The organism is Pseudoalteromonas sp. SA25 (assembly GCF_011378705.1).
Taxonomy (GTDB): Bacteria; Pseudomonadota; Gammaproteobacteria; order Enterobacterales; family Alteromonadaceae; genus Pseudoalteromonas; species Pseudoalteromonas arctica.
Genome location: NZ_WTKV01000006.1, coordinates 104,537 through 128,299, shown reverse-complemented (window position 1 = coordinate 128,299; position 23,763 = coordinate 104,537). Strand labels below are relative to the sequence as shown.

Genomic DNA, 23,763 nt, shown 5'->3' with positions numbered 1-23,763 from the left:
ATAGCCGTGCAATGAATTGTTACAATCGAGTGTTTAATCTTACTTTTTATCAAAATTCATCGAAAAATCAAGAAACTGTTTTGCTGGTATTGGTTTACTAAAATAGAAGCCTTGCATAAAATCACAACCCAATTCGTTCAATAAAGTATGCTGCTCTTTTGTTTCTACACCTTCGGCTACCACTGTCAGTCCTAAGCTGTGCGACATAGCAATAATTGCCTTTACGAGATTACGGTCTTCATTGTTTAGTACAATACCATCAATAAAACTTCTATCTATTTTAAGTACATTAAAAGGGTATTCTCTCAAATAACTTAATGATGAATAACCTGTACCAAAGTCATCCATTGATAAGTTAATGCCTAATGCAGTAATTTCAGTCAGTATATCAACAACATTAGTGTGGCAACTCATCAATACTCCCTCAGTTATTTCAAGCTCTAAACTTTCGGGGTTTACGTTTGCTTCACTCAATGAGTTTTGAATAAAACTGAGCAACCCTACGTCTCTAAATTGGCGAGGAGATAAGTTAACAGCCATTGTATATTTTTGTTGGCGTTTACAGGTACTTTGCCATGTGTTTAAAAAGTGTAATGCTTGGCTAATTACAAACTTACCAATAGGTACAATTAATCCTGTATTTTCGGCAATAGGTATAAACTCATCGGGTGTTACATTACCTAGCACAGGGTTATGCCAGCGTAATAACGCTTCTGCACCAATGATGTGTTTATTTTTGGCGTCAAATTGGGGCTGGTAGAATAACTCAAATTCATTACGCTCAAGGGCGCCACGCATCTGCTCTTCTATTACGAGTCGGCGCTGAATAATTACGTTCATCTTTTTAGTAAAAAATGAATAAGTATTACGACCATATGATTTTGCTTGATACATTGCAGTGTCAGCATTTCGTAATAAATCAGCAACGGTTGTACCATTTTCTGGGTATATGGCTACACCAATACTCGCTGTTAGTATATGTTCCCGGCCCTCAATTTTAAAAGGGGCTCTAAAGTTATTGACCAATTTTTCAGTGATTTTTAGCGCTGCATGGTGATCAGTTATACCTCGTAGTAATACGATAAACTCATCTCCACCTAGGCGCCCTACCGTGTCGTCTTTTCGCAGTGCCTCTTGCAGCCTTTGCGCTGATTCAATTAAAAGTTTGTCTCCTGTTTCATGGCCTAAAGAGTCATTTATTTTTTTAAAATCATCTAAATCCAAAAACAGTACTGCCGCTTTCTCGTTATTTCTTTGTGCTTCAATAAGTAATTGCGACAAACGATCAAGTGCTAAAAAACGATTTGGGAGTAAAGTTAGACTATCGTAATACGCTTGATGTCTAATTATTTCATCTGATTTATGCTGTTCTGTAATATCTCGAATAATAACCATTAACTGGTTATGTTCTGTTATTTTATTTATTCTTGCTTCAAAAAAAACGAGCCCATGGGGCAAAGCTAGCTCGTATTTAAAGCTCATCATCTGCTCTTTTTCTAATACAAGGCTGATATAGGTTTCAAATTTTTTGGCTACATCTTGAGGGAGTACATCACCCATTTTTTTACCAATAAATTGCTTTGGCTTGGTGTAGAGATCGGTCTCATTACTGGCATGATACTCAATAATAGTTCCATCATTTTCCATCAAGAAAAATAAGTCAGGAATTGCTCCAAAAATAGTTTTTAGCATATGCTCATTAAATGACGCATCCGCTTGTGCCTTTTTAACCTCAGATAAATCAATATCAATACAGTACATTTGTTTTGTATTATATTGATTTGTAAACATAACATGGCTGGAAAAAACCGATACATTGTTTCCATCTTTGTCTTGTAAGATAATTTCAGATGCTGGAATTTCTATATCTTTTTTTACCCAGTCACTATGTGCGTTAATAACTAACTCACACATTGGCTCTGGAATTATAAGGTCTTCTATTTTTTGTCCTATGGCTTCTTCTTTGGTATATCCATAAAGTCGCTCACTGCCTTCATTCCAATAAATAACACGACGTTCATTGTCATAACCTTGAACAGAAATAACATTTACCGCATCAAATAACTGATGCAAATAGTCGTTAATTACAAATTGATGGGTTAAGTTTGAAGTCGGGTTATCTAATTTCATTTGAGGCTATATCCATAAATAATTTTATTTAATAATAGAGAAATACTAAATAATAATTAAATTTAATTTTAATATTAAATTTCCATGTACATTATATACGCCATTATGCAAAACAAAAAAAGAGCCGAAGCTCTTTTTTAATAATTGTTAACTATATTTAAACGCTATAAAAACTGAATTTATTTTTTTGTCACATCATTTGGATGTTCCACGCCAATCCATGCTTTGAATAGTGCTTTTTGCTCAGGCGTTGCCTCTTTATCAGCAACTACTTTTTTAGGCTTATCAAAATCTTCTGATAATACTAATGTTAAGCTTTCAAGAGCATCGCGACGAAGATAGTCAATGGTTACTTTATCGCCTTTTTTAAACGTTTCTAAGCTGGTTTTTAAATCTTTACCTACGTGATGTTTGTTTATAGCGACAATTTTATCATCGGTAGTTAAACCTGCTTTCCACGCACTGCCACCACGGCGAACGTAACTTAATGTAAGTAACTCGCCTGTGTTTTTAGCGGTAGCATCAATGCTTGCAAGCGCTTTTGCTTTTTCAGGACGTTCAAATTTCAAGCCTACTTTAGTAAGTAAGTCGTCAAAGTTAATACTTGCAGGCGACTCAACATTTTCTTGCCACCAGCTTGAGTAATCACGCCCTGTTAAATCTTTTAAGATATTAAGTACATCTACATCTGTAAAACCAGCTGGCATTTTATGATTGTTATAAAGTGCTTTGTGTACGTCGCGATAGCTTATTCTACCTTGGCTTTTTTCTAGCAAGTCGATATCTAAAACTAATGAAAGTAACGAACCTTCTGAATAAATATTAGTGCTGTAGTTACGTGCATGATCGCCACCTTGGTTAATCCATTTATCAAAGCTTGTTTCGCTTGCGCTTTGCACTGCACGGCCCGGTGTTTGTAAATGACGATTAATGGTTTTACTCATCACTTTAAAAAATTCATCTGTGGTTTCAATACCAGAGCGAACCATTAAATGATCTTCAAAATAACTTGTTGAACCCTCTGCAATCCAAAGCAGTTTAGAGTAATTCATATTAGTGTAATCGTACGGCACTAAACCTTGAGGGCGGTATGCTTTAACATTCCACGTATGAACAAACTCATGCGCAGCGGTGCTAATAAAGGCTAGGTAATCTTCGCGGCTACCAAATCTATCGCGTGGACGTTGAATAATTGTTGAGTTTAAATGCTCTGTTGCACCACCAGCACCCGACGTAGCATGAACCATAAATACATAACGTTCATATGGATAGCCATCCCAAATTACATTACCAGTAGCAACTAATTTTTTAAGATCGGTAAGCATTTGCTCTACATCGTAGTTACCGTCGCCCCATATAACTAAATCGTATTCACGGCCATCTACTTCAAATGTGTGTAGTTGGTTAATACCCGTTTCAATTGGTGAATCAACAAGCACGTCGTAATCTGCTGCTTTAAATGAGTTTTTGCCTTTTAAATTATCCATACCCGATACAGAACGCCACTTTTTAGGCACGTCTAAATTAACGGTTACAGGCTCTTGGCGAAACGAGTCACTAAACATAAAAAAGCCTGACGCATCTATAAATGCATGGCTGTCGTCAATGTGGCGAGCACGCTTACCAAGCTCATTTGCATACACTTGGTAGTCAATATTAACTTCGGTTGGCTCATTAAGGTGTACACGCCATGTACTGTGATCTATTTTTTCCCATTTTAGTTCTTTGCCATCTTCATCTTTGGCTTTGAAGTAGCGAATGCCATTGGCAAGGTTTAGCATTTCGTAGCGACCCGTTCGCCATGCAGGAAGTTTTATATCAAGATGTGCTTGCGCTGTTTTTGGAAACTCAACACTTACATCGCCTAAATGATGTTGTGGTTGCGAAATTTCTAAAGAATAATTTACATCGGCAAATACAGGTGCTGAACATGCAGCTAAAATAGATAGGGCTAATAACTTTTTCATAGAAACTCTTAGTGGAAACTTAATTGCCTGCAAGACTAGCAAGCCCCTATTTAAAAGTGAATTAAATACGACAAATTGCCCCGTATACGAGTTTATACGTAGTAGCTTATTAAAATTTCTAAGTTTTTTACTAGATAACTACACATAATAAAAATTTGTTGTAAACTGAAGATAATAAAATTAATTTGATGGCGGTACGCTTAGGTGTCTGAAAGATCTAATCCAACAGATAAAAAACTCAAACAAGCAATTGATGCTCGTATGGCTATTGAGAGTGCACGCAAACATCAAGTGGATATTTTGTGCGACTTTGCAGCTAAACTTTCGCTAAGCTGTAAAGGGCTTGATATTGAGTTAGATAATCGCCTTGCTAAATTTAGAAGTGCACTCAATAAAGGTATGAGCTTTGAAGACCTCTCTCCCCTTGTTAGTGAAACTTTGATATTACTTAAAAATCAAGAATCGATTCAGCAAGCTCAGCAACGTGATTTATTCAACAGTGTACAAAATGCAGGTAAACAGTTACAAAAAACTAAAGGTTTACCTGACGATACTCGCAGAGCCCTGAGAAATTTACTCGATCAAGAGATTAATAACGTTCAGTCAACCCATGGTTATATTCCGTTACTTGATCAACTTATTCTCTTTTATCATGAAGCATTGCTAACTAAGCAAGACCCTCAAGCCGATAATCAGCGCCCTGTAAAACAAGCTCGTGCAAAAAAACTGCTTGAGCTAGCTAACGAACTTATACTTGAAGAAGAAGCTACACTACAAATTAATAGTATAAAAAATAATATTACGGAAAGTGACACAATCGATGCATTACTCGATGTTGCGATTAACATAATTGAAGTCGTAGTAAAAAACATTAGCAAAGAGCGTAAATCTGCACAAAGCTTTTTAGTTTCATTAAATCAAACCCTCGAAGATCTACATAATTCTATTGTCTCTACTAGTAGACACTCAGAATCGATGAGTATTGAGTTTGATTCGTTGAATAAAAGCATTGAACTAAAAATTAAAAACCTCAACGAACAAACACAAAAAGCAACATCAATCTCATCTTTAAAAGAACTTGTAGATAACGAATTAAAATCACTAAGCGAAGATTTTCTAGCAAAAGAAAAGTTAGAACGAAAAGATAGAGAAATGCTTAGCACTAGCTTTAGTGAAATAAACAAACGAATTGTTACTTTAGAAGATAAGTTAACAACGTATAAAAAACGCTTAAACGAACAGCGCTTTAAAAGTTTACTTGATGGGCTTACAAAACTGCCTAACCGAGCTGCATTTGATGAACGTTACAATCACGAAATGCATTTGTTTAATGTGCAGCCATCAGATGTTACGCTTGCGGTTATTGATGTTGACCACTTTAAATCTATCAATGATAGATTTGGCCATACCGCAGGTGACATTACCTTACAGGTTATATCAAAAGCGTTGCAAAAATCGGTAAGAAAGTCCGATTTTATAGCGCGTTACGGCGGTGAAGAATTTGTATTGTTAATGCCAGGTGTGTCGCTTGAAAACGCAACATTACCTCTGGATAAAGTAAGAAAGGTAATTAAAAATATACCTTTTAAATTTAGAGAAAAACAAATTGAGATCACTATTTCGGTAGGTGCAACTCAGTTTAAAAAAGGCGATACTCTGTTAAAGGCATTTGATAGAGCAGATGATGCTCTTTACGAGGCCAAAAATTCAGGACGAGATAGACTTTGTACCAGTAAATAATGTCATAGCCATTATAAATTTTATGACAAGTAGTTTTTTACGATTTAGCAGTAAGGAGAACGTCTATGTTAATACAGTTAAACCCAACTGGGGTTTTAGATTTACTGTCGCAATTAGAAGTTGATTTATTAGAGCAATCTTCTGCTAGTGAGCGTTATAAGTTATTTAGAAACTGCGTACTAGCAGTGCTTAATGTAGGTAGCCATACTGACGAGAGTAGCGATATATACGACAAATACAAAGATTTTGATATTCGTTTAGTAAGCCGCGAACGAGGCATTAAAATTGAGCTTGAAAACCCACCCGAAACCGCATTTGTTGATGGCGAAATAATTACCGGAATTCACGAGCATATATTTTCTGTTATTCGCGATATTTTGTTTATTTGTCAAAAATACGAAAAAGATTTAAAAGAGCAAAAAGCCATTACTCATATGGTATTCGATATGCTCAGAAATGCAGGTGCTTTGCGTGTTAATAGCGAACCAAGTATGGTTGTTTGCTGGGGCGGACACTCAATAAATGAAGTTGAATATAAATACACAAAACAAGTAGGTTACGAGCTTGGCTTACGTGGATTAAATATTTGTACTGGTTGTGGCCCTGGTGCCATGAAAGGCCCAATGAAAGGTGCCACTATTGGCCATGCAAAACAGCGCAATACCAATAACCGTTACTTAGGCCTAACAGAGCCAAGCATTATTGCTGCAGAGCCACCAAACCCTATTGTTAACGAATTAGTTATTTTACCTGACATTGAAAAGCGCCTTGAAGCTTTTATAAGAACAGCTCACGCTATTATCATTTTTCCTGGTGGCGCAGGTACTGCTGAAGAATTGCTATATTTATTAGGCATATTACTTCATCCAGATAACACCAAACAATGTTTGCCTGTGATTTTAACTGGCCCTAAAGAAAGTGAAGCGTACTTTAAAGAGCTGTGTGAATTTGTTGAAATGACGCTTGGTAAAGAAGCATTAGATAAGTTTGAAGTTATTATTGATAATCCTGAGTTAGTTGGACAAAAGCTAAGATCGGCTATGGCCAATGTTCGTGATTACCGTAAAAGTGAAGGCGATGCCTACTACTTTAACTGGACGTTAAAAATCGATAACGATTTTCAACAACCTTTTGCACCAACACACGAAAATATGGCAAGTCTTGATTTACATCTTGATCAACCAAAGCAGTTATTAGCGGCTAATTTACGCAGAGCTTTTTCAGGTATTGTAGCTGGAAATGTAAAAGACGAAGGCGTTAAAGCCATTAAGCATAACGGTCCATACATTTTAAGTGGCGAGCCTGCCCTTATGGAAAATATGGATACGTTATTACAAGCATTTGTTGATCAAGGCCGTATGAAACTCCCTGGCAGCAAATACATTCCGTGTTACAAAATAAAAGCATGAGTTTTATAGTTTGAAACCCCATTTACTTCTTATTGATGCGCTTAATTTAATTAGGCGCATTTACGCCGTTGACGCTAATCAAAAACATCACAGCGATGAACAAATGATACAAACGTGCTGTGCACGTGTAGCTCATGCGTGTAAAAAGCTTTTAGATACAAGTAATGCAACCCATGCGATTGCGGTATTTGATGGTGACAAAAGCTGGCGTTATCATTTTTATAAAGACTACAAACACTCCCGCGCCCCAATGCCTCAAGTGCTAAAAGATGCCTTAGAGCACTTTAAAACCGCAATAGAAGAAACCGGTATTGTTGTATTTGAGCCTATTAACGATGAAGCCGATGACATTATTGCAACGCTTGCGTTTAAGGCATCAAATAATCAAATAGCTAATACTGTTGTTTCTACTGATAAAGGCTTTTTACCCTATATAGGCCCCTACATTACAGTTTATGATTACTTTAAAAAACTCTATTTAGATGAGACAAGTATAAAAGAGCGTTTTGGTGTTGAGCAAAATAAACTCGTTGATTTTTGGGCTTTGGCTGGTGATAAAACAAATGATATTCCGGGAGTAAAAGGAATCGGTACTAAGTCTGCGCAGCAAATAGTTAATAACTATAATTCAATTGAGCATGCGGCCGAAGATGAGTCTCTAAGCCCGAGTATTAAAGCAAAGTTAGCCGCTAATATGGATATGTACGTAATCTCAAAGCACTTGGTTAGTTTACGCACCGATATAAATTTAGGCTTTAGTTTAAAGCAGTTAAGACTTAATTAGTCGCAAGTTAATAGCCTCTAAACATTACAAAACGTATACTATTATTAGTTACCGGAGTCAGAGTAAACCATATTGAAAAAATTTATCCGATATTTAATCTTAGGTTTAGGGCTATATGCACTGATAGCAGCCTTGGTGATCACTTTTTATAAAGACGATCCTCAGGCTATGATCTGGCAAGACCGAGAAGCTTTTAATAAACGTTATATCGAAAAACTATCACTTGAGCAGCCAACAACACTAAATACTGTGCTTGATTATTTAGGCAGCCCCGACCTTACTTATGCCAAACGAGATGGTGAACAGGTATTTCAGATTGTTTTTTACCGCACACAGCATAAAACATCTGACGGTATAACCACTATGGATGAATGTACTGGGTTATTATTTAAAAATGGGCAGCTATTTTTATGGGGTCCTAGTGCATATAATAAATATCAAGAACAAAATTAGGTGAAGGTTTAATGGATGAAGCTGTTTCAACTACTTTAGAGCAGCTGCTTAATAATACGCAGCTGTTTTTAAGCTATTATAACAATAAACAAAAATGGACAGCCTTATACCCCATGGCAAGTAAGCTAGCTGAGCAATATAGAGTGCTCTATAGTGAACAGCCATTCGCATTACAAGCTCGTTTAACACTTTATAATCCTAATTATTCTTATGCCACCAATTTAGTTGTTAGCCAGAGTGTAATAACCGCTGCACTTTGTAAATCTCAACACTATAACAATGCCCTAAGCGAGCTATACATAGCGGCTTCACTCATTGAGCATTTATGTGTTGGAACGCAATTAAACAAGCTCTGTGAGCAAACACCTTTTCAAGACTCTGATAAAAATATATGGAAAATGCGTCATCAGTTAGCCGCAAAAGTAATGTTATCCAGTGGCGATTCTGCCAAACCCGTTACGCAATTATTAGCTAAGTTAAGTAAATATAAACAAGCATTGGTAAGTGCTCCTAAAATAATGCTTTACGATGGGGGCATAACACTAATTGCTTTAGCAAATATTATTAGTATGAACATTACTAGTAATACGGCTAATAAACACATGAGTTTATTTAAAGCACTTACTGACTTGTACATTCGCACACCAAATTTGTTTGCACTGCAGCTAATCAAATCACTTATAGCTCATTTGGGGCCACTGTTACCGGGAAGCCGCGTTTTTTATGCCGAGCAAACCATGATTTATTTAGCGACTGATGCGCAGCAAAAACATATTTTAATTAGTACCGCTAATCCAAATAAATTGGCTTGGTTTAGCGTTAAAGCAACGCTTACCGACAACCCAAAACAATGGCATTGCGCTGATAAAACCATTAGCTTTAAAGTGTTTAACAGTGAACATGTTAAGTCAAAAAGTGTGGTTGGCGTTGATAAAGCACAGTCTTTACTTGAACTAATAAGTAATATTAAGTCACAGCACGAATATAGCTATAAAGGGCTAAACCAGCTAATGGCGGCTCACCCTCAGGTAGTTGCTAATTTATGTGAGGCAGTAAAACCTTATAATAAGGAGCATCAGGCCGCTAAAGACTTAAAGCATAGTTTATCGATGGTCGGTTATTATAATGCACCTGCGATAATTCAAAGAGTTGTTTTTGAGCAATTAGTTAATGTTACCCCACACCCTCTGCAAGCCTACGTTACTAACAGATTAAATGGTTTAGTAAAAATAATGGCCTTATTAGTCAGTAAAAATAAACATGACCAGTTTGAACACATTACATTACCTTTATATGCTTATGCTCACTTTTTATTAACGCAATGCAGTACACAGCTTTCTCGTAAAACGCTGATTGACGACACACCAAATAAAACATTGAGTGCCCCTATTTGCTCATTTTTTGGAGTAGATTCAATTAATAACGAGCAACTAACGCAACAGCTTACTCATTTATTAAGTGACAACCCATGGACAACGGCACTTTTAGAAGCAGAGCAAACACCTAAAAAACACTTAACTGATTCTCATAAACTCTGGATCACACTTAAAATTGTTGCCCAGAGTGTTTTTAAACCAGAACTTGCGCTAACAGCGTGGCAACTGCAAACATTAAACGAACAACTGAAAATACTAAATTGGCAAAACCCAACTGATTTTAATCAAAAATTAGAATCTCTCGCGTTATTTAATAGTATTTAATTTATGGGACCCTATTTAACGTCTTTATACCCATTATAACTTTGGTGTATACCCAGTATTTCTTGTATAAACTAGCAAAATGGGTGATAAGTTGATATAAATGCGCCCTTAAATTTTCAAGCACGTTCACATAAATGATCTAACAAGCGATTATCCTCTCAGGGTAATAATTTATGTGCAAATCAAACTCTTTAAAGGAAAAGTCAATGGCCAAACAAACCATCACAGTGATCAAAGGCGACGGCATCGGTCCGAGCATTATCGACTCAGCACTTGAAATATTAAAAGCCGCAGGTTGCGACTTTGATTATGAATTTGTTGATGCTGGCCTAGCTGCACTTGAAAAAACAGGTGAGTTACTTCCACAAGACACGGTTGATACAATAGCTAGAAACAAAATCACTCTTAAAGGCCCATTAACAACGCCTGTAGGTGAAGGTTTTACGTCTATTAACGTTACACTTCGTAAGCAATTTGGTTTATACGCTAACGTACGCCCTGTTAAATCATTTGTTGGCACTAAAGCACGTTACGACGATATTGATATCATTACTATTCGTGAAAATACGCAAGGTATGTACTCAGGTGCAGGCCAAATAGTAAGTGAAGACGGTAATGAAGCAGAAGCAAAATCGATAATTACGCGTGAAGGCGCAGAAAAAATCGTAACTTTTGCATATGAGCTAGCGGTACGTGAAGGTCGTAAAAAAGTAACTGCTGTTCATAAAGCTAACATTTTAAAATCAACATCTGGTTTGTTTTTAAAAGTAGCACGTGAAGTAGCTGAGCGTTACCCACAAATTGAATCAAATGAAATGATTGTTGATGCAACGTGTATGAAACTGGTAATGACACCTGAAGAGTTTGACGTAATTGTTACGACTAACTTATTTGGTGATATTTTATCTGACCTTTGTGCTGGTTTAGTTGGCGGTTTAGGTATGGCTCCAGGTGCTAACATTGGTGAAGACGCTGCAATTTTTGAAGCTGTACACGGTAGTGCACCAGATATTGCTGGCAAAAACCTAGCTAACCCAACATCTGTAATTTTAGCGTCTATCCAAATGCTTGAGCATTTAGATATGGGCGATACAGCAGAGCGTATTCGTAGTGCTGTTGCTGATGTAATTAAATCAGGCGACCGTACAACTCGCGATTTAGGCGGCAGCCACGGTACAACTGATTTCACTCAATCAGTAATTGACCGTTTATAATTAATATTTGTTATTAATTTAAATAGCCCGCTAATTTAGCGGGCTTTTTTTTATTTGTTAATTAAGCTTATACCAACCTGGTGTATTTATGCAGGTTAGTATTAAACCTAAATAAACTTAACAGTAGTAATCCTAATAAACCTGCCAATGATCCGCCACTTGAACCCGAACTACTTTGTTGCTTTTGTACTGTAAGAGATAACTCTTTAGCAAAAGTATCATTTGTTTGAGTATCAGTAACATTCAACGTTACACTAAATGCCCCGTCAGTTTGATAAGTATGCCTTGGGTTTTGTAAGTTTGATACTGCACTGCCATCACCAAAATCCCAACTGTAAGTATAACTATTAAAGCCGCCGGTTACTTGCGCATTAAATTGAGCGCTTAAATCATTTACTGTAACGTTTGCGTCTATGCTAAGCGGAACAGTTGCAGTTACATCAACCGCTTTAGTTTGCTCCGTGCCTTCGTTATCTGTCACTGTAAGCGTTACTTGGTAATCACCAGAGTATAAATAATTATAAGTGAGCGATTGCGTCGTTAAAGTACTTCCATCCCCTAGCTGCCAATTATAAGTATACGGTGCGACTCCACCTGTAAACGAAGCTTGAGCAGTTAATATTCCTTGGTTTATTTCATATTCAATTTCATTTACAGATAATGGCTCAACTAATGTAACTTGAGCTACAGCTACTTGCTGTGAAGTATCATTACTTGCCATAAACTCAACGCTATAGGTGCCATAGTCTTGATATTCATGAGTAGGCGTTAACTCTGTGCTTGAGCTACCATCGTCAAAATTCCACGTGAATTTATCCGCTGGCGTGAGTGCAAAACCTTCTACATTAAAATTAACGATTAAACCTGTTTTGGTAAAATTAATACCCTTAGTAACATCGTAATTAAGCTCTACTTCTATATCTTCACTATCAGCTGACTGGCTTATAATATTAAACCCAAAGCCAACCTGTGGAAGCACAACGCCCGATGGCTGTTGCGCTGAAAAACTATAGTCGGTTTTATCAGTAAACTCTGTAATAGCTGATAAATCATCATCACCTAACCCAGCCCTTTGTTGATATAGACTAAAAGCAGCATCACGAATTTGAATTGCTGAAGTAGCCGGGGTTTGCGTACTGCCTTTATTTATTGAGCGCTGATCGGCATCTACCACTAATGCAAAACCACTGCCTGGATGCTCGGTAGTGTTATTATCTGCTTGAGATTCATTGCTGTACCACAATAATAACCCCGGTGAGTACTGCTCTGCTTGCAAACTACTGTCAACGCCTGTGTATGAACGCAATTGTAAATAGTAATGTGATGGCGATGCATATGTGTAACTACCAACTTTTTCAAAGCCATTAAACTCAGTGTTAACTTGATCTTGTGCATTATTTTGCCAAATTAAAGTATCACTTTGCTCAATGCGCATATCATCAACAACAAACCCGTAATAATGTGTGTTCGCATCTGTTATGTATTCAATTCTTAGATCAATCATTTGCCCAGCATAAGCTGATAAATCAAACTTATGAGTTAAATAGCCGTTAGGCTGCTTAGCATCACTATTAAAAAATGAATCACCTGATATATACGGACCAATGTCACCATAGTATGGGTTTATTGCTTGCGTATAATTACTAGCAATAGGCTCCCCATTTACTTTTACCTGTACTAAATCATAGTCGCGCTCAATACTATAATAAGCAATAAAGCTTAAAGTAAGTGCCTCAGTTGTGTTTGGTAGCGTTACTGTATTAACTAAGCTGTTACTAACATTGTCGCCCGTATTTGAATAGTATTGAAAATCGCCTTCTACTGGCGTTTTAAATTTTTCGAGTCGAGATGGCAGTGTTATTTTTATTTGGCTTTGTAGTTGTGAAGTACTCGCAGTATTAATTAATGTTTGCTGTGCGTTAGCATCTATCTCATCCATATCAAGCGTGAGCTGATTAACCCAATTACCCTGGTATCGATTTTGTAAATATTCAAGCGCATAAGGGCTAAACATAACAGGCTCTGAGCCTCGTGGAGAACCTGCCCAACTTCCTGTTGACATAACTGACCAAGACGCGACAGGCTCACCTACCGTGTTAGATTGTAAGTCGTATTCATCTAATAATCCCAAGTCATGCCCAAACTCATGCACCACCACGCCAATCCCAGCATCAATTGGATTAATTGTGTAACCAAAGAGTTTAATACTGCTGCCTGCAATCTCGCTCGGCCCGCTATTTTCATCAAATACATAATAGCGGTGCGACCAAATAGCATCGGTGCTTAGGTAACCACCACCCGCTTCCTCGCCAATACTTGAATGAAAAATCATTACATGGTCAATAATGCCATTGGGTTCATTAATAATTCCATCGCCATCAACATCATCTAAATCAGTTAAATCGTAGTCCGCTAAATTAATATTAAACTTTGCAACTGCCTTCTCCACAGCCTCTTTGACTAAAGCGGGCGCATTTTTATCACGCGTACTGCCTTGGCGTTCACCATATATTTTTGCATTACTATCAGCGGTTAACCAGCCATATACTTGCCCGTTAAAATTTAAGCTATTACCAGACGCTGCTTTATAATAATCTGCAGCCGTTGATAAGCTTTGTCCATCAGGGCCCGCATAACCTTGAGTATTAAAAAGCATTTGCTGATAGTGTTCAGTTGAATAATCAGCGTAAAACATATCTGTGTCTTGCTCTACAAGTCGATTATCGTCATGTTTGAGGTCAGGAAAATCAATTAAGATAGCTAACACTTTTACATCATTAACGCTTTGATCAGGCACTAGCGACGTTGAAAAAGCGGCTTGTTGTTTATTTGTGTTTGAAAAATCCGTAGAGGAAGATTTAAATCGCCTAAAGCCATTTTTAATTGAGTGATTGGCAGCGTTTTTGTTACTCATATATGACTTAAATGAACTATCTAACTCACTAGAGGATATTTGGTCTCTTTTTTTAAACCAATATAAAATACGTTCTTCGTTAGTTATACCAACATCATGCGGGCTTAAATTATTAGCCGCTACTATAGGGCTTAATAGCGTAGTTAAAAGTGCAATTAACGTCACTTTTTTCACTGTGTTTTCCTCAAACATAATTATGTAGTAATCATACCTAATAATAAAAATTTAAACATGCGATAAAAACATATAGTTAACATGTGCAATAAAAGTTAATGGTCTTTCACACTTTTTTATAACTAAAATCAAACACACAACCTAAAACGCATAATTTCTGCTAGTTAACTCAGTTAAATACAGTATTTCTGCAGATTTAAATTAAAAAAAGCTACAAAACGAATTTAAAATGCAAAAAAACACTTTCAAGGTTGACATAAGGGTTCAAAACCCTTAAAAATAAACCTATACAGAATTTTTAATTTAAAAGCAGTGTTTTGCTAAGTAGAGTAAAAACTATGAACACACAAATTAACCTTTTAGTCGTACTCGTACTGGTCTTAGTTATAAGCCCAGCGGGGATGTATTAAAAGGTGATACTGCTTTTTAAAAACCCTCGCACTACGCGGGGGTTTTTTTATGCATAAAAAAAGCGCACAGAGGAATGAGGATGAGCAAACAAGAATATAATGGCTCTGAACTAGTAGTTCAGGCATTAAAAGAGTTAAAGGTAAAATACATATTTGGCTACCCCGGTGGTTCGGTTTTAGACTTATATGATGCACTTTTTCAGCAAGATGATATTGAGCATATATTAGTACGTCATGAACAAGCTGCCACACATATGGCTGATGGTTATGCTCGTGCTACTGGAGACGTTGGTGTTGTACTTGCAACCTCAGGCCCTGGCGCTACAAACTGTATAACGGGTATTGCAACGGCCTACATGGATTCAATTCCTATGGTTGTATTGTCAGGCCAAGTGCCTACAAGTTTAATTGGCGACGATGCATTCCAAGAAACTGATATTGTTGGCTGTTCTCGCCCTATAGTTAAACACAGCTTTAACTGTAGAAGTGCTAAAGAAATCCCAACAATCTTAGCTAAAGCCTTTTATATAGCCAGTACAGGTCGTCCTGGACCTGTTGTAGTTGAGCTTCCTAAAGATATGCTTAACCCTGCTATAAAGTTTGAATACGAATTTCCTAAAACAACAGAGCTAAGAACATACAGCCCCAATACTAAAGGGCATTCAAAACAAATTCGTAAAGCGGTAACAACTATTCTAGAGGCCAAAAAACTGGTTATCTACTCTGGCGGTGGTATTGTTATTTCAAATACGTCAGAGCAATTAACGCATTTAGTTGAATCGTTAAATGCACCCATTACCAATACACTAATGGGGCTTGGCGGTATATCAGGTGTACATCCAAATTTTGTAGGTATGCTAGGCATGCACGGCACGCTTGAGGCTAACAAAGCAATGGCAAACGCCGATGTGATTTTAGCGCTTGGTGCACGATTTGATGACAGGGTAACTAATAACGTTAAAAAGTTTTGTCCTAATGCCACAATTGTACATGTAGATGTAGATCCAACTTCAATTTCAAAAACAATCAAAGCACATATACCGGTTGTAGGTTGCTTAGCAACAGTACTAGAACAACTACAAACGGGTATTGATAAAAGCCCAATTAAAATAGATCGCAGCGCGCAAGAAGATTGGTGGCGCCAAATTATCAGCTGGCGTGAACAAAAATGTTTAAGCTACAACACAGATGGCGACAAAATTAAGCCACAAGCCGTAATTGAAGCTGTTTATAAAGCCACTAATGGCGATGCTTACGTAAGTTCTGACGTTGGTCAGCACCAAATGTTTGCAGCGCAATATTACCCATTTAAGCATCCTCGTCAGTGGATAAATTCAGGCGGCCTAGGCACTATGGGCTTTGGCTTACCTGCTGCTATGGGCGTAAAATTAGCCTTTCCTGATAAAGAATCTGTATGTATTACGGGTGATGGCTCTATTCAAATGAATATTCAAGAGCTATCTACCTGCTTGCAGTACAACCTAGCTGTAAAAGTTGTATCACTCAATAACCGCTCTTTAGGTATGGTACGCCAATGGCAAGATATGGTTTACGGCGGTCGTCATTCATCATCTTACATGGACTCACTGCCTGATTTTGTTAAGTTGGTTGAAAGCTACGGGCATGTGGGTATTAAAGTAAACACACTTGATGAGTTACAACCTGCAATCGATAAAGCTATGAGCATAAACGATCGTTTAGTCTTTTTAGATATTCTTGTAGACGAGAAAGAACATGTATACCCAATGCAAATCAAGTTAGGTGGCATTGATGAGATGTGGTTACGTAAAGGAGTAAAAGCATAATGCGTCGTATTTTATCTATTTTATTAGAAAACGAACCAGGTGCACTGTCGCGGATTGTTGGGCTTTTTTCACAACGTGCATACAACATTGACAGCCTAACTGTTGGTACAACTGATGATCAGTCGTTATCACGTATTACCATTACCACCATGGGTGATGAAAGAGTGGTTGAGCAGATCACAAAACAAGTTAACAAATTAGTCGACGTGCTTAAAATTATCGATTTAACAGAAATGAGTCACATTGAGCGAGAGTTATTGCTTGTTAAGGTATTTGCTCAAGACGAGACGACTCGTGCAGCGGTTACCCGCGTAGTTGATGTGTTCCAGGGTGTTATTTTAGATATGGGCCGACAAAGCTATAGCCTGCAACTAGTGAGTAGTACAGACAAAATAGAATCGTTTTTAGACACACTTCGTCATGAAACCGATATTATTGAAGTTGTACGTTCTGGTGCTGTTGGCATTGGCCGAGGCGATAAAGCCTTAAAAGCATAAATTTATAATATAAAGGCATCAGTTGATGTCTTTATTAAACATAAAAAAAAAGAGCTAAATAGCTCTTTTTTTATTTTAATTCGTTAAACCTATTAAGGGTTTACTTGGTCTTTAAGACCTTTACCTGCTTTAAAGCTTGGGATAGTTGCCGCTGCGATTTGGATCTCAGCACCCGTTTGTGGGTTACGGCCAGTGCGAGCTGCACGTTCTTTTACTGAGAAAGTACCAAAACCAACTAATGCTACTGAATCACCTTCTTTTAAAGAAGAAGTTACAGCACCTGTAAACGCGTCAAGAGCACGAGTAGCAGCGGCTTTAGAGATTTCTGCATCAGTAGCAATTTTTTCAACTAATTGAGCTTTATTCATTGTTAGATTCCTATTCGTTATTATTTTGCCTTCGCAAAACCTATCTTTATGCATTTTTAAAGAGTTAGCAACAGCAAATTGCATTTTTTGCTTAAATTCTTAAAAAATGAGTAAAATTTAAATAATTCTCGGTAGAATACAGCGTGTTGGGTTAACAAAGACTTAATTTGAGTACAATTTTGGCGCAAGTTAAGCAACTGGGCAAATAAGCTATATTTTTTCGATAACTAAGGTCACTTCCCCGACCTCGATTCCAAACTTAACAATAGATGTGCGGTTTATCAAGCGCGATTGTGTAACCAAGTACATCCAATCGTCAAAATTCACTTCTAAAGTACTGCCATCGTATGGAAGCTCTACATCATAATTCCAATGAAATACGCTGCCGTCACTTTTGCCTTTTGCTGTACCTATAACATCAGCTGCTGTCCCCGTTAAACTATTGTCTTCATTTAACGTTATTTTCCAGATTCGCTTTTGGGTTTCGCCATCATCATAAATAAAGTCTTCTTCAATAACGCCCTGGTTACCGTCCCAAGTCGCATTCATATCTACGACAAGCTTTCGGGTCAATTCGCCTTTAAAGTCTTGTACAACACCATAGGCTTTCAAATTTCCGCTAAAAAACGTTTTAAAGTCGAAATTTGGCGATGTATTTTTATAATGTTCAACATTTGGTGCCGAACAGCTAATTAAAAATAGAGCCGATAGGCTCATAACAGCTGCTTTTAACGTGTTTAATATGTTCATATTAATTCCCTAATAATTGCTTTCGTAGTTTTGGCTCAGAGGTTTTTTCATCAAGCCAAATAGCTAAAAAGTCACTCGAAAATTGAGGTTCATCAATTTCACCCATTTTTTCATCATTATGATAAAAAGTGCTCATACCTTGCTCATTTGTCACCAATGTTAGTGAGTCACCCTTTTTTATATCAGGCCAAATAGACAACAATTTACGGTCGTATTTATCTGCCAGCCCTGCTTTTCCAAGATGTTGCCACTGCTCATTTGTTGCTTTTACTATTTCTTTAGCGTCAAAGTCACGTAAATAGGTAAGCTTAAACTTAACAGGATGTGTTCCTGCGCTGTAATTACCTGAAGGGGTAAATAGCACGGCGTCATATACATCCCAAAATAAATACTCCATTCGTGCTTCGCCTACTTTATTAAATTGTGTGTTAGCTAAAACAATTGAAGTTGTAAGCAAATAAAAAGTAACTGCCTTTAGTAAAAATTTCAAAATAAGCTCCCTTTGAGTCAATGGGTAATGTTACGAAATAGAAATTGTGGAAGATCAGCGATTGATGAATAACTTGATTTTTTGGTTTATAAAAAGAATAACAGTAAACACTGTAGACCAAAGCGCCCCGTAAACGAGCCAGAATTGCCATAAAGGTAAACCTAAACTTATTACTTCAAAGCGCGCACCAGCCCAATAACTTGCTGGTGCAAATGCCATACATACCAAAAAGGCCTGCCAAAGCTTTAATTTACTCAAAAAAACCATAGAGGTATTCAAAGAAAGTAATAATGCAGCCCATAAAAAGACGAGCCATAGAGGGAAGGGATAAACTTTAAATTCTAACAAGCCTAACTTTACCGCTATAAATTCTAACAATAGTGCTAAAGGTAGGGCTTTAATTAACAGTAAGGAGTCTTGTTTTTTCTGCTTTGACAAACAAAACATTAAAACAATAATCAAGCCACTAAAAAGTAGCGAATTGGCTTCAAGCAGCAGTGATAAAAACCACACTGCTTGAAATAAAACAAAATTAGTAACCGAACGCAATATCATCGTTATCACTAGTAAAACGAGGTTTACGCGCCATTAAATGTACCGTACTTGTTGCTCTGGCTCTAAACGCACCTTCACAATAAGCAAAATAAAATAACCATAAACGATAAAAGCGTTCATCAAATTTAGAGCGGTCTAAATCAGGCCAACTTTTTATAAAACGAGTTCGCCAGTCTGCTAATGTTCTTGCGTAGTGAGCACCAATATCATTAACAGTATGAATAACCATATCGGTATTATTTTTAATCTGCTCACTCATTTCGTTAAGCGATGGTAAACATCCGCCCGGAAAAATATACTGCTGGATAAAGTCAGAGTTTTTTAAATAATGCTTATAACGCTGATCGCCAATAGTAATTGCTTGAATAAGCATGGCACCATCGTCTTTTAGGAGCTCACCACACTGAGTGAAAAAGCTCGGCAAATAATCATGACCAACCGCTTCTATCATTTCAATAGAAACAAGCTTGTCGTATTTACCTTTTAGTAGTCTGTAGTCGAGCTTAAGTAATGTTATTTTACTTTCAAGACCAAGCTCAACAATCTTGTTAGCTACATAATCATGTTGCTCATCAGATATGGTTGTTGTTGTTACATGGCAATCGTAATGTGTGGCTGCATATATAGCAAATGCCCCCCACCCTGTACCAATTTCAATTACTGAATCATTTTTTTGAAGCTCAACTTGCTCACAAATGCGTTTAAGCTTGTATTGTTGAGCCTCTTCAAGTGTCGCTTCTTTTGTAGGATACACAGCACTTGAATAAAGCATTTCTTTACTTAAAAATGATTCGTACAAATCATTACCTAAGTCGTAATGAGCAACAATATTTTTCTTAGAACCCGATTCTGAATTTTTGTTTTTTATGTGATTAAATCGGTGTGCGATATTACTAAAAAATGCGAATTTTTTTTCAAACTCATCGAGTTGCTTTTCGTTTATAGCAAATATCTCAATGAATGAAGTTAAGTTGTCACAAGACCAATGTCCCAAAATATACGCTTCACCAGCGCCAACGCTCCCAGATAACGCAAACGCTTTATACATAGCTTTATCATTAACTGTTACTGTTGCTTTTAACGCAGACGATACATCACCAAAAACTGTACGCTCATTTCCTTCAATTAAAACAACTTGACCTGTTTCAATTGACGAAAAGGCTTTAGTCACTAATTTTTTATATATATTAGTTAACCAACTAGTGCTTTGTTCGCAATTTAAGCTCGACACTTTATCCATTAAAATACCTATTAATTGTCCTGACTACCTATGTGCTTTATGGCTTACCTGAGTGACCTAAAAAAGGCACTCGCTTTATAAACAACTTTAATGCTTGATAATAAATACCTTTGAAAATAGACCATGTCATGGCCGGAAAACGTTTAAACAACTTATTAATCTCTTCGTTAGTGAGTTCTTTACGTTTCAAGCGAAGTGTTGCATCAAATAATAACTCTTCATTTCGCTTATTTTCAATGTGTATCAATGTTTTATCAGGCGATTGTTTAACATGCCAATGATAGTTCATATCCAGATTCATAAAAGGTGATACGGAAAAAACCTTCTTAAAGTTCACTTTTTTTTCTAAAGGGACTAAATAATAATGACGTTCGTTCCATGGTGTATTACTCACTTCAGCTATCATGTACTTAAAACGGGTGTCGTTGTGGCCAAAAAAGTAAAAATTAACAGGGCTAAAATACACACCAAAACAACGAAGCTGCCCTAGCATGTAAATATGAGAAAAGGTTTCAGTAATACCTAAATTGGCAAGTTGATCATGCGCACGCTCAATAAGAGGTCGTTTAGCAAGTTCTGAGGTATCTTTAAGATAATCAGCTTCATTAAATTTTAACGCTTTTAAGCCTGACGTACCTATGTGCTTATGCACACCATTTAGTTGTTGAGGATTATTTAAATCTACCCACATCATATACAAAGGGTAACTAAAACGATGTTCTTTAACAGCAAAACGGCGATGTTTTACATCGCCTAAATACACTGCACTAGTCAAATTCGACCCCAAGTTGCTTGGCTACATCTACACCACTGTGTACGCCATCTTCATGAAAACCATTGTACCAATAAGCACCACAAAAATAACTATTGTTTTGTCCATCAATACTGTGTTTAAGCTTTTGAGCAGCAATTGACTCTTGGTTAAATACAGGGTGATGATAAGTAAACTCGCGCAAAATTTTACTTTGGCTTATTCCTTCAAGGTGATTAAGCGTTACACAAAACTGTGTATCCGATTGTATACCTTGCAAAATATTCATTTGGTAAGTAACAACAGCTGCTTTATCAGTGTTGTTATTAAGTAGGTAGTTCCAACTTGCCCATGCCGCTTTTCTATCTGGTAAAAGATTTGTATCGGTGTGCAGCACAACTGAATTCTCAGTGTAAGCTATTGCACCCAATACTGACTTTTCTTGCTCAGTCGCATCACCAAGTAGTGCAAGCGCCTGATCTGAATGACAAGCAAATATTACTTTATCAAACTTACTTTGCTCACCACTGGCAAACTCTATTGTTACTTCATCATTTTGACGCGTAACAGATTTAATATCTGTATTAAGCTTAATTTTATCAGCAAAACCTCTGATCAGTGGCTTAATATACTGACGAGAGCCACCTGGTACTACATACCACTGTGGTCTGTTTGTTACATCTAAAAGGCCATGATTAAAGAAGAACTTAACAAAAAACTCTACGCCTACATTTTCCATTTCTTTAATACTGGTAGACCAAATAGCCGCGCCCATCGGAAGGATATAATGGTATTTAAAAAAGTCATTAAAGTGATTGTCACTAAGCAGTTGCCCTAATGATTGATCAGATTGGTAATCATCTTTTTCATGTAATGCTTTACATAGCTTATTAAACCTAACAATGTCGTACAATAATCGCCAAAACTTAGGTCTAAAAATATTACGACGCTGTGCAAACAGGCTTGTAAACGTATGGCCATTGTATTCAAAGCCAGTGGCTTCGTTATGAACACTAAAGCTCATTTGCGTTGTTTGTTTATCTACACCAATACGCGATAGTAACTTTTCAAAATATGGGTATGTTCTGTCATTAAATACAATAAAGCCAGTATCTATTGCGTATTTTATGCCGCACACATCAACATCAACCGTTGCAGTGTGACCACCTATATAATCATTTTTTTCAAATACGGTTACATCGTAATGTTTATGAAGCAAATGCCCACATGTTAAACCAGATACACCAGTTCCTATTATTGCTATTTTTTTCAACGGGCTAATCCTTTTGCGATTTTAAGCCAAATTGGGAGTGGTAAAATACGTAATGCTTTTAATATAAGTGTAAAACGGTACGGAAAGTGAACATCTTTTCGGCGCTTATGTATTCCCTTAATCATATAATCTGCGGCTTTTTCAGCAGTAACGGCCATAGGCATCGGGAAATCATTTTTATTAGTAAGCGGAGTTTTCACAAAGCCAGGGTGAACTAAAGTCACATCAACATCATCTAAATCAACAGCTAAGCTTTTTGCTAAGTAACTTACACCCGCTTTTGATGCACCATAAGCTTCTGAACGAGGTAGCGCAAGGTAGGTAACACTTGAGCTGACTAAAACAAGCTGACCACCTGAATTTATTTTAGGAAGTAGCGCCTCAAGGCAATACCCCATAGAGAGTAAATTTACGTTTATTACACGCTCAAACAATGCACTATCAAAATTTCGCGCGTCATCTATATATTCACAGTTACCCGCGTTTAAAATAACACGGTCAAAATGAGGAAAGCCAACTGTCGACTCTTTAATGTCTTGTAGATTAGTTGCATCAAATTTGCATGCTTGAATATTGTCGTATTTAGCAAGCTCAGCGAGCTTTTCACTATTACGGCCACAAGCTATAACAGTGTCTCCCAACTGCGCATATTTAATTGCTAACTGCTCACCAATACCAGAAGTAGCACCCGTTATAAGTGTGATCATAATTAACCTGCCCTTTTATCAATTAGCTTTATAACACTACCAAGTAAAGGAATATGTTTGTACAGCAACTCGCCCACATTAAAGTAGTCTCTGTGCTTGATAATTTTGCCATTTTCAAAAATAAGCTTGCTATGACCTTCTACCGAAATAGTTTTACCTGATGAAAGCTTTGGATGTGCATAGTGCATAGTCCAATAAATAAAAGCATTGTTTCCACTATTAAACGAATCGCTAATATCAAACTGACAATGCTTAACATTGCTATATAAGTTAGCAAAGTACCTGCGCAATTCTACAATGCCATTAATTTCATGCATCGGGTCTATAAACTGTATGTTGTCACAGTAAATATCACTCAATAAATCAAGATTAGTGCTATCAAGCTGTTGGTATATTTCAACAAATTTATCTACTGGTAACTGGTTATCCATA

General features: G+C 37.0%; 20 protein-coding genes. 8 read left to right on the top strand and 12 right to left on the bottom strand.

Going from position 1 to position 23,763, the window contains the following annotated elements:
* Positions 1 to 39: 39 nt before the first annotated feature.
* A complete protein-coding gene (locus tag GQR45_RS06895) occupies positions 40 to 2,130 on the bottom strand; it encodes a bifunctional diguanylate cyclase/phosphodiesterase (protein ID WP_165725504.1) in 2,091 nt (696 codons plus the stop codon).
* 179 nt (positions 2,131 to 2,309) lie between these two features.
* On the bottom strand, positions 2,310 to 4,097 hold the full coding sequence (locus tag GQR45_RS06890; RefSeq protein ID WP_165725503.1) for a PDZ domain-containing protein: 1,788 nt from the start codon (positions 4,095 to 4,097) through the stop codon (positions 2,310 to 2,312).
* A gap of 204 nt (positions 4,098 to 4,301) precedes the next feature.
* Between GQR45_RS06890 and GQR45_RS06885 the strand changes: the two genes are divergently transcribed.
* The 6 genes from GQR45_RS06885 (at position 4,302) to GQR45_RS06860 (ending at position 11,397) form a co-directional block, all read left to right on the top strand.
* On the top strand, positions 4,302 to 5,837 hold the full coding sequence (locus GQR45_RS06885; protein ID WP_007580677.1) for a GGDEF domain-containing protein: 1,536 nt from the start codon (positions 4,302 to 4,304) through the stop codon (positions 5,835 to 5,837).
* 65 nt (positions 5,838 to 5,902) lie between these two features.
* A complete protein-coding gene (gene ppnN, locus GQR45_RS06880) occupies positions 5,903 to 7,246 on the top strand; it encodes a nucleotide 5'-monophosphate nucleosidase PpnN (RefSeq protein WP_165725502.1) in 1,344 nt (447 codons plus the stop codon).
* Positions 7,247 to 7,256: 10 nt separating this feature from the next.
* The gene (gene xni, locus GQR45_RS06875; RefSeq protein ID WP_024609155.1) at positions 7,257 to 8,030 is read left to right on the top strand and encodes a flap endonuclease Xni; all 774 of its coding nucleotides are present in this window, start codon (positions 7,257 to 7,259) and stop codon (positions 8,028 to 8,030) included.
* A gap of 69 nt (positions 8,031 to 8,099) precedes the next feature.
* Positions 8,100 to 8,483 carry a DUF3192 domain-containing protein gene (locus GQR45_RS06870; protein WP_024591078.1) on the top strand — a complete coding sequence of 128 codons (384 nt, stop codon included), beginning with the start codon at positions 8,100 to 8,102 and terminating at the stop codon, positions 8,481 to 8,483.
* An 11-nt stretch (positions 8,484 to 8,494) separates the two neighbouring features.
* Positions 8,495 to 10,183: a hypothetical protein gene (locus GQR45_RS06865; protein ID WP_165725501.1), complete on the top strand. Its 1,689-nt coding sequence runs from the start codon at positions 8,495 to 8,497 to the stop codon at positions 10,181 to 10,183.
* Between the two features lie 206 nt (positions 10,184 to 10,389).
* Positions 10,390 to 11,397 carry an isocitrate dehydrogenase gene (locus GQR45_RS06860; protein ID WP_007580684.1) on the top strand — a complete coding sequence of 336 codons (1,008 nt, stop codon included), beginning with the start codon at positions 10,390 to 10,392 and terminating at the stop codon, positions 11,395 to 11,397.
* Between the two features lie 67 nt (positions 11,398 to 11,464).
* Here GQR45_RS06860 and GQR45_RS06855 read toward each other — a convergent pair whose 3' ends face one another.
* On the bottom strand, positions 11,465 to 14,485 hold the full coding sequence (locus GQR45_RS06855) for an immune inhibitor A domain-containing protein (protein ID WP_165725500.1): 3,021 nt from the start codon (positions 14,483 to 14,485) through the stop codon (positions 11,465 to 11,467).
* Between the two features lie 490 nt (positions 14,486 to 14,975).
* Here GQR45_RS06855 and GQR45_RS06850 point away from each other — a divergent pair, with 490 nt between their 5' ends.
* Together GQR45_RS06850 and ilvN are read left to right on the top strand one after the other, a co-directional pair.
* Positions 14,976 to 16,700, top strand: a complete 1,725-nt coding sequence (locus GQR45_RS06850) for an acetolactate synthase 3 large subunit (RefSeq protein WP_010552970.1) — start codon at positions 14,976 to 14,978, stop codon at positions 16,698 to 16,700.
* Complete coding sequence (ilvN, locus tag GQR45_RS06845) at positions 16,700 to 17,197, top strand: acetolactate synthase small subunit (RefSeq protein WP_165725499.1); 498 nt, start codon at positions 16,700 to 16,702, stop codon at positions 17,195 to 17,197. The genes GQR45_RS06850 and ilvN overlap by 1 nt, the downstream gene beginning before the upstream one ends.
* 92 nt (positions 17,198 to 17,289) lie before the next feature.
* Here ilvN and GQR45_RS06840 read toward each other — a convergent pair whose 3' ends face one another.
* The 9 genes from GQR45_RS06840 to GQR45_RS06800 all read right to left on the bottom strand — a co-directional run bounded on the left by GQR45_RS06840 (position 17,290) and on the right by GQR45_RS06800 (position 23,762).
* On the bottom strand, positions 17,290 to 17,565 hold the full coding sequence (locus GQR45_RS06840; RefSeq protein WP_002962474.1) for an HU family DNA-binding protein: 276 nt from the start codon (positions 17,563 to 17,565) through the stop codon (positions 17,290 to 17,292).
* A gap of 210 nt (positions 17,566 to 17,775) precedes the next feature.
* The gene (locus tag GQR45_RS06835; protein WP_165725498.1) at positions 17,776 to 18,315 is read right to left on the bottom strand and encodes a DUF3833 domain-containing protein; all 540 of its coding nucleotides are present in this window, start codon (positions 18,313 to 18,315) and stop codon (positions 17,776 to 17,778) included.
* 1 nt (position 18,316) lies between these two features.
* Positions 18,317 to 18,805 (bottom strand): chalcone isomerase family protein, encoded by a 489-nt coding sequence (locus tag GQR45_RS06830; protein ID WP_165725497.1) that lies wholly within the window; start codon positions 18,803 to 18,805, stop codon positions 18,317 to 18,319.
* A 54-nt stretch (positions 18,806 to 18,859) separates the two neighbouring features.
* A complete protein-coding gene (locus GQR45_RS06825; protein WP_007580697.1) occupies positions 18,860 to 19,360 on the bottom strand; it encodes a DUF2878 domain-containing protein in 501 nt (166 codons plus the stop codon).
* Entirely contained in the window at positions 19,338 to 20,600 is a 1,263-nt protein-coding gene (locus GQR45_RS06820; protein WP_165725496.1) for a cyclopropane-fatty-acyl-phospholipid synthase family protein, read from the bottom strand. Before GQR45_RS06820 ends, GQR45_RS06825 begins: the two co-directional genes overlap by 23 nt.
* A 37-nt stretch (positions 20,601 to 20,637) precedes the next feature.
* Positions 20,638 to 21,375 (bottom strand): DUF1365 domain-containing protein, encoded by a 738-nt coding sequence (locus tag GQR45_RS06815; RefSeq protein WP_007580701.1) that lies wholly within the window; start codon positions 21,373 to 21,375, stop codon positions 20,638 to 20,640.
* On the bottom strand, positions 21,368 to 22,624 hold the full coding sequence (locus GQR45_RS06810) for an FAD-dependent oxidoreductase (RefSeq protein WP_165725495.1): 1,257 nt from the start codon (positions 22,622 to 22,624) through the stop codon (positions 21,368 to 21,370). The genes GQR45_RS06815 and GQR45_RS06810 overlap by 8 nt, the downstream gene beginning before the upstream one ends.
* Positions 22,621 to 23,331, bottom strand: coding sequence for an SDR family NAD(P)-dependent oxidoreductase (locus GQR45_RS06805; RefSeq protein ID WP_007580704.1), 711 nt, complete (start codon positions 23,329 to 23,331; stop codon positions 22,621 to 22,623). The genes GQR45_RS06810 and GQR45_RS06805 overlap by 4 nt, the downstream gene beginning before the upstream one ends.
* Before the next feature lie 2 nt (positions 23,332 to 23,333).
* On the bottom strand, positions 23,334 to 23,762 hold the full coding sequence (locus tag GQR45_RS06800) for a nuclear transport factor 2 family protein (protein ID WP_007580706.1): 429 nt from the start codon (positions 23,760 to 23,762) through the stop codon (positions 23,334 to 23,336).
* Between the last annotated feature and the right edge of the window lies 1 nt (position 23,763).

Bases quoted from the DNA above. Each gene is read 5' to 3' on its own strand.
- GQR45_RS06895 (WP_165725504.1), bottom strand. From the start codon at position 2,130: ATGAAATTAGATAACCCGACTTCAAACTTAACCCATCAATTTGTAATT.
- GQR45_RS06890 (WP_165725503.1), bottom strand. From the start codon at position 4,097: ATGAAAAAGTTATTAGCCCTATCTATTTTAGCTGCATGTTCAGCACCT.
- ppnN (WP_165725502.1), top strand. From the start codon at position 5,903: ATGTTAATACAGTTAAACCCAACTGGGGTTTTAGATTTACTGTCGCAA.
- GQR45_RS06865 (WP_165725501.1), top strand. From the start codon at position 8,495: ATGGATGAAGCTGTTTCAACTACTTTAGAGCAGCTGCTTAATAATACG.
- GQR45_RS06860 (WP_007580684.1), top strand. From the start codon at position 10,390: ATGGCCAAACAAACCATCACAGTGATCAAAGGCGACGGCATCGGTCCG.
- GQR45_RS06850 (WP_010552970.1), top strand. From the start codon at position 14,976: ATGAGCAAACAAGAATATAATGGCTCTGAACTAGTAGTTCAGGCATTA.
- ilvN (WP_165725499.1), top strand. From the start codon at position 16,700: ATGCGTCGTATTTTATCTATTTTATTAGAAAACGAACCAGGTGCACTG.
- GQR45_RS06840 (WP_002962474.1), bottom strand. From the start codon at position 17,565: ATGAATAAAGCTCAATTAGTTGAAAAAATTGCTACTGATGCAGAAATC.
- GQR45_RS06835 (WP_165725498.1), bottom strand. From the start codon at position 18,315: ATGAACATATTAAACACGTTAAAAGCAGCTGTTATGAGCCTATCGGCT.
- GQR45_RS06825 (WP_007580697.1), bottom strand. From the start codon at position 19,360: ATGATATTGCGTTCGGTTACTAATTTTGTTTTATTTCAAGCAGTGTGG.
- GQR45_RS06820 (WP_165725496.1), bottom strand. From the start codon at position 20,600: ATGGATAAAGTGTCGAGCTTAAATTGCGAACAAAGCACTAGTTGGTTA.
- GQR45_RS06805 (WP_007580704.1), bottom strand. From the start codon at position 23,331: ATGATCACACTTATAACGGGTGCTACTTCTGGTATTGGTGAGCAGTTA.
- GQR45_RS06800 (WP_007580706.1), bottom strand. From the start codon at position 23,762: ATGGATAACCAGTTACCAGTAGATAAATTTGTTGAAATATACCAACAG.